Origin of the sequence: Larkinella fluvii, assembly GCF_051857545.1 — a bacterium.
Taxonomy (GTDB): Bacteria; Bacteroidota; Bacteroidia; order Cytophagales; family Spirosomataceae; genus Larkinella.
Map to the genome: position 1 here is coordinate 605,851 of NZ_JBPZHB010000004.1, position 11,211 is coordinate 617,061.

Sequence of the window (11,211 nt, forward strand, 5' to 3'; positions counted from 1 at the left end):
GGTTGCTTTTATGTGGGGTGTTGCCCATGCAAACCCTGGTAGCCCAACCGATTTCATTGCCGCCTGCCGAATCGCTGACCGAACGGCAGGGCTTGCCCCAGGCGTTTGTGTCGTCCATTATTCAGGATCGGCAGGGATTTATCTGGATGGCCACCCGCGACGGGCTGTGTCGCTACGACGGGCAGCGGTTTCGGGTTTTCCAGGTGGCCTCGCCGGCGAAAACCGCTCTTTCGTTTCCGGATGTGTACAACCTGACTCCCGACCACGAAGGAAACATCTGGATCAAAAGCGAACAGAACAAGATGGACCGGCTTGATCCGGCCACGGAAACATTCCGGAATATCACCCGCGAACCGTTTTACCGCCGTCATTTCGGACGCGACACTCTCTGGGATCTTTGCCCCGACAGCCGCAACCGCGTCTGGCTGATTTTTCGCAACAACGGACTGGTTTGCTGGGATTTGCGAACCAACCGCTACCGGCGGTTCCGGCACACGAGCCAGCCCCATTCCCTCCGTAACAATGTGGTTCGGGACGTCCGGGAAGACCGTCGGGGCAACATCTGGGTAACATCGGATGGCGGACTGGATCGGTTTGATGAAAGCCAGCACCGGTTTATTCATTATCCGCTTGCATCCGGGAAGCCGGTTTCGTGGCCGAACTCGATTTTGGGCCGGATGCACGCCCGGAAAAACGGCGATCTGCTGATTCATTCCCGGCGGCATCTCACGCTCTTTCACACGAAAACGGGTCAAATCCGGGCTTTTTCACTTCCGCCCCTTGGAAATGACGTTTGGTGGGAAGCCCGGTTTACGTCCGACAGCCGGGGCAACGATTACTTGTTGTGGCAAAATCAGATTTTTCGGATCAATGAGTCTTCGGGTTTGCAACCCCTGCCGGAACTGACGAAGGACATCACCGCCAAGAGTGTGTTTGTCGATCGCTCGGATGTGTTGTGGATCGGCACCAACGGCGCGGGCGTCCGGAAATACGATCTCGCGACCACGGGTTTTGAACGGTCGCTGTATCGGGTTGATTTTTGTACGGATTTGTTAGTGAGTCAGTTGGGTATACCAATGTCGCGGATTCCCCGGTTTTCGCCTTCCACCGATTCCTATCATTTTCGCTATGCCGTCGATGGGAAAGGGCTGCTCTGGTTCAATCGGGGTCAACCCTTTTATCGCCTGAATCTGAAATCGAAACAAATTCAGACCATTCAGCCGCCCGCATTGCCCGGCGAAACCGAAGAACGTATGTATGTGCCGTTAGCGGTTGATCCGGGAGGCCGAATCTGGGCCGTTTACAAAAACCGGGCGGTTTGGTTCGACGAAAGCCAACAACGCTGGCAGGTTTTTCCGTTCCGGTTTTCGGTGGCCTCTGACATTCAGCAGGCAGTTGTCGACAACCGCGCCTTGTGGCTAGCTACGGAGTTCCACGGTCTCTACCGCATCGATCGGGCGTCGGGGCAGACCCGGCGCTTTGGGTTCGATGCCCGAAATCCGGCTTCGTTGAACAGCGATGCCCTGTTTTGTCTGTTTGCTGATCCACTTGACCCAAATCTGCTGTGGTTGGGAACCTTTGGCAGCGGCCTGGGCCGGTTCGACAAACGGACGGGGCAATGCCGGCGGTTTACCATCGCCGATGGGTTACCCAACAATGTCGTCTATTCCGCCATTCCGGATCGGCTGGGAAGCATCTGGATCGGCACCAACAAGGGCATCGGACGGCTCAATCGCAGGACGTTGCAGGTACAGAATTACACGACACAGGATGGCATTCTGGCCGATGAGTTTAACCGGTTTCATTTTTTACAGCTTCCCAACGGACTGATCATTCTGGGCGGTTTGGAAGGAATTACGGCGTTTTATCCCAACCGGATTACCAATGATGCTTACCAGCCTGCGGTAGAACTGACGGGCATTCAGATTAATAACCGGACAATAAAACCCGGCGATGGCTCCCCGATGGGCGACCTGCCCGAACAGACCCTGTCCTCGTTGAATCTGCCTTATAACCAGAACTTCCTGAATCTGGAATTTGCGGCTTTGCAGTTCAATAAAGCCGACAAAAACCGGTACCGGTACCAACTGGAAGGCTTGGATGAAGACTGGATTCGTTCGGAACGACCCGTAGCCGTATACACGGATTTGCAACCCGGACAGTACCGGTTTCTGGTCAATGCGTCCAACACGTCCGGGGTCTGGAGCCACAAGATTCGCCAGCTCATGGTCACCATCCGGCCGCCCTGGTGGGCTACGTGGTGGGCTTATGTTTTGTATAGTTTGTTGCTGATCAGTCTGTTCTATGTTTTTCTGCGCAACTACCGCAACCGGCTGCAACTCCGGCAATCAGTCGAACTGAAGCAGCGGGAAGTGGAGATGAAAACCCGGTTTTTTACCAACATTACCCACGAATTTCGGACGCCCCTGACCCTGATTCTGTCGCCCCTGGAGGGCTTGATCAGAGAACTGGAAGGCACCGGCTATGTCCGCCGGTTGACTTCCATTCATCAAAACGCCCGCCAACTTCTGCAATTGATTAACCAGTTGATGGACTTGTCGAAACTGGACGCCCAGGCCATGAAAGTCGAAGAACGGGTCGGGAGTCCGGGCGAGGTGGTCGAGCAAGTGGTCAGGACTTTTCAGGAAGCTGCCGGTCGGAAAGTGATCCGGCTGACGGTTCAGGATCAGACCACCGGGGCTTTCGTTTTCGATCGCTCGTTGCTGGAACGTATCGTTTATAACCTGGTTGCCAATGCGTTGAAGTTTACGCCGGAAGGCGGTCAGATTGATGTTTACCTGGAATGCCGCCCGGAAACACCCGAATCTTCGGAATACATCATCCGGATTTCTGATACCGGAATTGGCATTCCGAAAGAACAGCAATCGGCCATTTTTGAGCGGTTTTATCAGGTTGATCCTTCCTCGACCCGGGTGTACGAAGGGACGGGAATTGGGTTGGCTCTGGTCAATGAACTGGTTCAATTGCAACAGGGGCGGATCACGATGGAAAGTGAAGTTGGTTTGGGTACCTGTGTGACGGTTAGACTGCCGTATCGCCGGGCAAAAACCGGTGGAAAAATGGAGGCTCCTTCGAAGTTGCCAGCAGTGGTTTTGTCCCGGATGGAACCGGTTCATACGAGTTTCGGCCCACCGGAACGGGAGGTTGACCCCCAGGAGTCAGTCAACCCGAATGCTGAGCAGACGGAGCTGTTGCTGGTGGAAGACAACGATGAACTGGCCGATTTCATCATCGGGAGTTTGCCCGACCGGTACCGAATTCACCGGGCCGCCAACGGAGTCGAAGGGCTGCGGATCGCCGTCGAGCGGATGCCTGAACTGATCATTTCCGACGTCCTGATGCCGGTGATGGATGGATTTGAATTTTGCCGGGAAATCAAGGCTGACGACGCGACCAGCCACATTCCGGTGATGCTGCTGACGGCGAAATCATCGACGGAAAGCCGCCTGGAAGGGCTCTCGCTGGGTGCTGACGACTACATCACCAAACCATTTCTGGTTTCGGAGCTGCAACTTCGGGTGCGGAATTTGCTCGAACAACGCCGGTTGGTGCGCGAGCGGGTGCGGGCATCGCTTCTCAGCCCGGTGACACTGGTTACGCTTCCAGTGGCCGAAACCGTCGATCCCTATTTGAATAAACTTTATCAGTTGATCGAAACCGCCCTCGATGATTCGGCCTTTGGAGTTGACGAACTGGCGGAAGTTTCCGGATTGAGCCGAACCAATTTATACCGGAAAGTGAAAGCCCTGAGCGGCTTGCCGGCCAATCAGTTCATCCGCAATTATCGTCTGAAGCGCGGTGCTCAGTTGCTTCGTCAGGGGTATTCGGCTTCGGAAACGGCAACGATGGTGGGCTTTGAAAGTCATTCCTACTTTACCCGCTGCTTTCGTGAACTCTACCGAATGACACCCACCGAATTTGCTGAATCCCAAGTTGAATAAGTGTTGAAAGGTTGTTTCGCGGAGCTAAGCGGAGAAGAAAAGAGCTAAGGGGAGTTTTATTACTAATTTCTCCGCTTAACTCTTTTCTTCTCCGCTTAGCTCCGCGAAACAACCCCTTTTTTATCATAGAAACCCCTCGAAACGCTACCTGGCACAGGATTAACAGGAGTTTGGCACAGGATTAACAATCGGTTTGGGAATGGAAACAGACCTTTGAGGTCTATTTAACCCCATCAATTTCCTGTACCTTATGAAATCACATCTTCGAATTCACCTTTGGCTGCTGTTGCTGCTTTTTGGCACACAGAGTGCCTTTAGCCAACCCATTGTTTTTTACGTTACCCAAAACGGAGCAGGCTCACGGGACGGCTCCGGGTGGCAACATGCCTATGACGGTTCGAAATTGCAAACCGCTATCAATTCCGCCAGCGCGTATTGGCAGGCCAATCAGGAGAAGGTAGTACAGGTCTGGGTAGCCCAGGGGATTTATAAACCCACTACGGGAACAGACCGATTCATCTCCTTTGCCATGAAGGATCATGTGGCTATTTACGGAGGCTTTGTGGGCAATGAAAATGCCCTGAGTGCGCGTCCGCCGATTACCCTCAGTATGCCTTCAAGCACGACCCTGAGTGGGGATATTGGTGAGCCCGGGATCGCCGACAATTCGTTTCATGTGCTTTTTAATGTTTCATTGACTTCCACGGCGGTACTGGATGGCTTTTTGATTACCGGGGGGAATTCGGATGGGGGTGGTGGCGGAGGTATCTACAACTCGGATAGCAGTCCGATCATCCGGAATTGTTGTTTTCTGAACAACAAGGCTCGTAATGGGGGTGGTCTTCTTAATATAAGCAAGGCGAAGGATTCTGATCCGGATTTTATCAATTGTAGTTTTATTGCCAATCGGGCCGAATGGGCGGGTTATAGTGGATCTGGTGGCGGGGTATATAACCTGAGTGAAGATAATTCAAGCGGAAGCCCTCGATTCATTAACTGTGAAATTTCAGGAAATAGTGTAACGGAGGGCATGGGAGGAGGCATGATGAACATTAGCGGAAATAACGACGGGAAACTGCACCCCTGGCTGATCAATTGCACGTTTGTCAACAATTCAGGTGATATGCGGGGAAAAGCTATTTATAATTTCAAAGCTTTTGGGACATTAAACCTGACGGTCGTCAATTGCCTGTTCTGGAACAATGGAGGGGAGAATAGCATTTATAATGACAATATCCCAACCGTCACCGCCCAGTATAGTTTGTTCGATGATACGGTAACGGGTTACGAAGGGAATACCAACCTGACGACCAATACCTCGCCCTTTGTCAGCGATACCGACCGGCAACTCCGGACCTGTTCCCCGGCGATCAACGCGGGCGATCCGGCCAGCACAACCGCGACGAGTGGAACGACCGATTTGGCGGGCAATTCCCGGTTCTACAACAACGGCCGCATCGACATCGGAGCCCTGGAATTTCAGGGAAGTCCCTTACCCATACCGGTGCTGAGCCTGCCTCCGTCGATTACCCTACCGATTATCCAAAATACACCTTTGGTTTCATTGACGATCACGGGCTGTGAAACCGGTAATCTGCGCTGGAGCGGGCCTAACAACACCAGCGGCACCGGAACCAGTATTGCGATTCCTACTTCAGCGACGGCCACATTGGTTTACTCGGCTACCTGTAGCATTGGCAGTTGTGTTTCCGACCCCGGTTCCGTCACCGTTTCGATTGTGCCGGGGCTGGTCAGCGGTTCGTTCGATGGGTATGTCAATGGGGCCGATTGCGGTAGTTTCCGGGGTTGGGCCTGGGATCGCAACAAAGCCAACACGCCGGTTTCGATCGATATTCTGGATGGCCCCACGGTCATTACCATGCTGCTGGCCGATGTGTTTCGGCAGGATCTGCAAACCGCTGGAAAGGGCAATGGCAAACACGCCTTCAGTTTCCCCATTCCCGAATCATTGAAAGACGGTTTGCCGCACCAACTCTCGGCGCGGGTCGCGGGCAGCAGTTTTATTCTGAAAGATTCGCCAAAAGCCCTGGTTTGTCAGAGCAGCACGACGCCGGTGGGTAACAAACCACCCGTACCGCCCACGCCCACGGTTTTGATTGCGCCCCTGGCCGCCCAGGTTGGCGTACCATTCTCAGCCACGCTGGTGGCTTTCACCGACCCGGAATCCGGCAGTTTGACCTACGGATTGAGCGGTTTGCCCGCTGGCTTGACCATCAATAGCGCGTCTCGGGTAATTAGCGGCACCCCGACCGAAGCGGGGAGTTTTGTGCTGGCATACTCGGCCACCGATCCGGCCGGAGCGACCAATAGCGTCAGTTTTGTATTAACCGTCACTGCCGCAGCCACCACGACAGTAACGGGCAATTTCGAGGGGTATCTGGACAAGGTGGAATGCGGCACCATCCGGGGGTGGGTTTGGGATCGTAATCAGCCCAACGCGCCGGTGACCGTGGAGTTTTATACGGGCAGTACGGTCTGGGGCAGCACGGTGGCGAACCTCTACCGGGTCGATCTGAAGAATGCGGGGAAAGGCAACGGGGTTCATGCCTACAGCTTCGCGGTTCCTGCCAGCCTGATTGGCACGGGGACGCATGTGATCTATGGCCGGGTGCAGGGCAGCAGTTATGTGCTGAAAGATTCGGGAAAACCGCTGACGTGTCCTTCACCGGTTCGCTTATCCGCCGAAGATGTCCGGGAACTGATGGTGACGGTGTTGGGCAATCCGGTTTCTGAACAGGTGGAACTGGAAATCCGGGGCGCAGAAGGACAGGCTTTGCGGGTTGTGCTCACCAACAGCCTGGGTCACATCGTCTCTGAACACCGGATCGAAAAAGCCAGCGTGGTTCAGAAACAAAGCGTTGGCATTTCGACCCTGCCCGCCGGTATGTTGTTCCTGAACGTCAGTACCGCCGACCAGACCCGGACGCTCAAAGTCGTCAAACCGTGAGTTTCAGCCAGCGGAAGTCGCCAAAATGATTTTGCTTGTATATGCCAAATACTGGATTAAAATTTGTGGGCAAATGAAGTGAGGAATGTTTCCGCATGACCATGCGATTTTGGGCCCGTCAAATTTTAACTGCAATAGGAACCTGGGCCGCCGGGGTGGGTTTATGGCCTGGCCTGGTTGCTCAGCCCACAGCGTTGCCACCTGCCGAAGTGTTGACCGAACGCCAGGGATTGCCCCAGGCGTTTGTGTCATCCATCATTCAGGATCAGAAAGGGTTTATCTGGATGGCCACCCGCGACGGCCTGTGTCGCTACGACGGGCAGCGGTTTCGGGTTTTCCAGCCCGCATCAGGAGCCAGGACCTCGATTTCGTTCCCCGACGTATATAAACTGAAGTCCGATTCTCAGGGCAACCTCTGGATCAAGAGCGAACACGACAATCTGGATCGGTTCGACCCGAATTTGGAGCACTTTCAGAACATTACGCATCAGCCTTTTTATGAACGACATTTTGGTCGGGATACCCTGTACGATGTGTGTCCCGGTACCGCAAACCGGGTCTGGTTCCTTTTTCGGAATAACGGACTGGTTGGCTGGAACTACCGCACCAACCAGTTTCAGTGGTATAAACACACCGATCGCCCGGAATCGCTCAGTAACAACGAGTTGCGGGATGCCGTAGAAGACCATTCGGGGAACCTCTGGATCACGTCCGATAGCGGACTCGACCGACTGGATGAGCGGACGGGGCACTTTATTCACTACCGGTATCAACCCGGAAATCCGGCATCGATGCCGGACCGTGTTCTGGGGCGAATGCACGTCCGGAAAAACGGCGATCTTCTGGTGCATTCCCGTCAGCACCTGACGCTGATTCATACCCAAACCGGCGGGGTCACTGCATTTCCGCTGCCTCCCCTGGGTGATTTTTTATGGTGGGAAGCCAGTTTTACATCCGACAGCCGGGGCAATGATTACCTGCTGTGGTTCAATCAGGTGTTTCGGTTCAATGAACAAACCGGTTTGCAGCACCTGCCGGCATTAACCGCCGGCATAACGGCGAAGAGTTTTTTTATCGACCGTTCCGACGTTCTCTGGATCGGTACCAACGGATCGGGTGTCCGGAAATACGATCTGTCAGAAAATGGCTTTGAACGGTATCCCTACCGAACCAATTTTTACACCGACCTGCTCCGCGATCAGTTGGGTGTTTCGCCGACTGACTTGCCCCGTTTTTCGGCTTCAACAGACCCGTATCATTTCCGGTATGCCCTTGATAAAAAGGGTACCCTCTGGTTTAATCTGGGTGGCCCTATTTATCAATTAGACCTGAAAACGAAGCGGATAAAACCGGTTCTTTCGCCGGAATGGACTCCGTCGAAAGAGCGTAGGGGACAGGATGTTAGCTACTTATCCCTGGCGTGTGATCCTGCCGGTCAAATTTGGGTGGTATCGGAAACTCAACTCGCCGGGTATGACCATTCCCGGCAACGCTGGCAGGTATTTCCGTACCGCTTTTCCCTTCCTTCAACCATTCAGCAACTGGTCGTCGATGAACGGGCGTTCTGGCTGGCTACCGAAGCTGACGGGTTATACCGGGTAGATCGGGTGACCGGCCAGATTCGACGGCATGCCCACCAGACCCGGCAACCGGCTTCCCTGAGCAGTAATGCGATTTTCTGTATATCTGCCGATCCGATCGATAAAAACACCCTGTGGATTGGAACATTCGGAAGTGGGCTGTGCCGTTTCGATAAGCGAACGGGTCAATGCCGACGGTTTGCAAGGACCCACGGCTTGCCCAACAACGTAGTCTATTCCGCGATTCCGGATCGCAGCGGAAACATCTGGATTGGAACCAATAAGGGCATTTTTCGTTTAAACCGGCACTCGTTTCGGGGCCAGAGTTATACATCGCAGGATGGCATTCTGGCCGATGAATTCAACCGGTTTCATTTTCTGCAACTCCCCAGCGGGCGGATCATGATGGGCGGACTGGAAGGCATAACCGCTTTTTATCCGGACCAAATTAAAAATGACGCCTACCAGCCTGCGGTGGAACTGACTGGTATTCAGGTTAATAATCGAACGGTCAAGCCGGGCGTCGGTTCACCTGTAGGGGAGCAACCCGAGCAGGCTGTATCCTCTCTCTCGCTGCCGCATCATCAGAACTTCCTGAATCTCGAATTCGCGGTTTTGCAGTACAATAAATCGACCAAAAACCGGTATCGGTACCGGTTAACGGGACTGGACGACGATTGGATTACCTCGGAACGACCCGTTGCGGTGTATACGGATGTGCAACCCGGACACTACCGGTTTTTGGTCAATGCTTCCAACACGTCCGGTGTCTGGAGCCGTTATGTCCGGCAATTGGAAATCACGATTCGGCCACCTTGGTGGGCCACCTGGTGGGCCTACACCCTGTATGGCCTGTTGGTTCTGGGCGTGTTCGCGGTTTTTTTGCGGGCCTACCGAAACCGGCTCCAACTCCGGCAGTCGATCGAACTGAAGCAGCGGGAGGTGGAACTGAAAGAGAAGGAAGCCGAGCAGCTCAAGGCTGTGGATGAGATGAAAACCCGGTTTTTTGCCAATATTACCCACGAATTTCGAACGCCGTTGACATTGATTCTTTCGCCAGTGGATGGATTGATTCAGGATTTACACGGAACAAAATACGCACACCGCCTGTCGTCCGTCAGCCGGAATGCGCACCAATTGTTGCGGTTGATCAACCAGTTGATGGATTTGTCAAAGCTGGATGCCAACGCCATGACCATCGAAGAACGGGTTGGGAATCCGGGCGAACAGGTTGGACAGGTGGTGGAGACGTTTCAGGAAGCCGCTCATCAGAAAGCGATCCGGTTGACCGTCTGCGGGCTAACAGACCATCAGTACTGGTTTGATTCGTCCCTGTTGGAGCGGATTGTTTATAACCTGGTGGCGAATGCGTTGAAATTCACCCCCGAAGGTGGACAAATTGCGGTTGCCATTCAGGAGCCAGCGCCGGGTCAATCCGAATGGGTTGTCCGGATTTCGGATACCGGAATTGGAATCCCGAAGGAGCAACTGCCGGTTATTTTCGACCGGTTCTACCAGGTCGATCCCTCGTCCACGCGTCATCACGAAGGTACCGGAATCGGGCTGGCCCTGGTGAAAGAATTGGTTCAGTTGCAGCGGGGACGGATTTCGATGGAAAGTGAGCTGGGTAAAGGTACCACCGTAACGGTTCAATTGCCGTATGGCAGGGTAGATCGTGGTCAGATAAACCGTGATCGGGACGATGATAGGCGTCCGCAATTTCCGGCCATTCCGACACCTGAAGTCGTGAGTCGGGTGGCGCTGGATTTGGCCAAGGAAGAACCGGAGGAGGGGGCAATGGACGAACGAACCACAATTTTAATTGTGGAAGACAACGATGAACTGGCCGATTTGATCACCACCAGTTTGCCGGCGATCTATCGAATTCATCGGGCTAGAAACGGCGCAGAGGGCCTGAAACTGGCGATTGACCGGATGCCGGATCTGATTATTTCCGATGTTCTGATGCCGGTGATGGACGGGTTTACATTCTGCCGCCAAATCAGGGAAGACCACACGACCAGTCACATCCCGGTTATTTTGCTGACGGCAAAATCCTCGACGGAAAACCGCCTGGAAGGACTTTCGCTCGGTGCCGACGATTACCTCACCAAACCGTTTCTGGTTTCAGAACTGCAACTGCGGGTGCGAAATCGGCTGGAACAACGCCAGAAAATGCGCGAATGGGTGCGGGCATCGCTGCTTAGTCCGTCGACATCGATGACGATTCCCGCGGCCGAAACCATCGATCCCTTTCTGGATAAACTCTATACGTTTCTCGAAAATGCCCTCGACGATTCGACCTTCGGCGTTGATGAACTGGCACTGGTGGCCGGTTTTAGCCGGGCCAATTTGTACCGGAAAATTAAAGCCTTAACCGGTTTACCAGCCAAAGAATTTATCCGCAACTACCGCCTGAAACGCGCGACGCATTTTCTCCGAAAGGGCCACCCGGTTTCGGAAACCGCCACGCTGGTGGGCTTCGAAAATCACTCGTATTTTACACGCTGCTTCCGTGAACTCTACCACGTAACGCCTTCCGGATTTGTTGAAGCTGGCACCTGATGCGTTTATGGATCCACTCTTTTCCCGAAAACCCGGTGAAAAGCTGAAATCGTGTTTTTTTGGAACAGAATCAACAGCATTTGGAACGGGATCAACAGCCCGTCTGGGTGCAGGACGGGAATTTTGGGGAATTGAT

At 53.8% G+C, this 11,211-nt stretch carries 3 protein-coding genes; all 3 read left to right on the forward strand.

Annotation, left to right across the window (positions count from 1 at the left end; all coding sequences use genetic code 11):
• Nucleotides 1-26 precede the first annotated feature (26 nt).
• The 3 genes from ACS5NO_RS13035 (at nucleotide 27) to ACS5NO_RS13045 (ending at nucleotide 11,075) form a co-directional block, all read left to right on the forward strand.
• Nucleotides 27-3,962 carry a hybrid sensor histidine kinase/response regulator transcription factor gene (locus ACS5NO_RS13035; RefSeq protein WP_439415553.1) on the forward strand — a complete coding sequence of 1,312 codons (3,936 nt, stop codon included), beginning with the start codon at nucleotides 27-29 and terminating at the stop codon, nucleotides 3,960-3,962.
• Between the two features lie 250 nt (nucleotides 3,963-4,212).
• Entirely contained in the window at nucleotides 4,213-6,930 is a 2,718-nt protein-coding gene (locus tag ACS5NO_RS13040; RefSeq protein WP_439415554.1) for a putative Ig domain-containing protein, read from the forward strand.
• Between the two features lie 194 nt (nucleotides 6,931-7,124).
• Entirely contained in the window at nucleotides 7,125-11,075 is a 3,951-nt protein-coding gene (locus ACS5NO_RS13045) for a hybrid sensor histidine kinase/response regulator transcription factor (RefSeq protein ID WP_439415555.1), read from the forward strand.
• Nucleotides 11,076-11,211: the final 136 nt, after the last annotated feature.

Excerpts from the sequence above, each read along its gene's own strand:
- ACS5NO_RS13035 (WP_439415553.1), top strand. The coding sequence starts at position 27 with ATGCAAACCCTGGTAGCCCAACCGATTTCATTGCCGCCTGCCGAATCG.
- ACS5NO_RS13040 (WP_439415554.1), top strand. The coding sequence starts at position 4,213 with ATGAAATCACATCTTCGAATTCACCTTTGGCTGCTGTTGCTGCTTTTT.